Origin of the sequence: Streptomyces sp. A0592 (assembly GCF_004795115.1) — a bacterium.
Classification (GTDB): Bacteria; Actinomycetota; Actinomycetes; order Streptomycetales; family Streptomycetaceae; genus Streptomyces; species Streptomyces erythrochromogenes.
This window is the reverse complement of record NZ_SSBM01000100.1, coordinates 1-949: the sequence shown is the minus strand read 5'-3', so window position 1 is coordinate 949 and position 949 is coordinate 1. Positions and strand designations below refer to the sequence as shown.

At 68.9% G+C, this 949-nt stretch carries 1 protein-coding gene; it reads left to right on the top strand.

Annotated elements, in window-relative coordinates:
- Positions 1 to 50 precede the first annotated feature (50 nt).
- Positions 51 to 931 (top strand): IS5 family transposase gene (locus E6U81_RS39520; protein ID WP_136234805.1). Its coding sequence is split into 2 segments (ribosomal slippage): positions 51 to 411 and positions 411 to 931, totalling 882 coding nucleotides; the frame shifts between segments, so codons are not numbered across the junction.
- Positions 932 to 949: the final 18 nt, after the last annotated feature.

Genomic DNA, 949 nt, shown 5'->3' with positions numbered 1-949 from the left:
CTGTCCGGCGGATCTTGTGACTGTCTGCTTGTCCGGTCGTTAGGTCGGGCATGGGGCGGGGTGATCTGACGAATGCGGAGTGGGTGCGGCTTGAGGCGCATCTGCCCGCCGCCGGCCTGCGCGGTGGACGCTGGTGTGACCACCGCCAGGTGGTCAACGGGATCCTGTTCCGAGTGCGGACCGGGATTCCGTGGCGAGACCTCCCCGAGCGATACGGCAGCTGGAAGACGGTCTACGAACGCCACCGGCGTTGGTCCGCCGACGGCACATGGGATCGGATCCTGCGGTCGGTCCAGGCCGATACCGATCTGGCGGGCCGGCTCGACTGGAGCATGGTGGGCGTCGACTCGACCACGTGCCGGGCCCACCAGCACGCGGCCGGGGCCCGCAAGGCCGCCCCGAGAGTCCCGAAAAAAGAACGACGCCTCGAAACCACCGCCCCGACGAGGGACTCGGACGGTCCCGGGGCGGCCTGACCTGCAAGATCCACCTCGCCGGCGAGGGTGGCTGCCGCCCGCTGGCCTTACTGGTCACCCCGGGCCAGTGGGGCGACGCACCCCAGTTCACCGAGGTCCTCGCCCGGATCCGCGTCGCCCGGCCTGGCGGCGGGCACCCCCGCACCAGGCCGGGCCACGTCAGCGGCGACAAGGCATACAGCTCACGCCGCAACCGCAGCCACCTGCGAAGACGACAGATCAAGCACACGATCCCGGAACCGAAGGACCAACGGGCCAACCGCAAACGCCGCGGCAGCAAGGGCGGTCGGCCCGCCGGCTTTGACAGCGAGCTCTACAAACGCCGCAACGAAGTCGAGCGGACAATCAACCGGCTCAAACACCACCGGGCCGTCGCCACCCGCTACGACAAACGCGCCTACGTTTTCCACGGCACCATCACCACAGCAGCCATCAGACTCTGGCTCCGCGCATGATCCGCCGGACAGAACCTA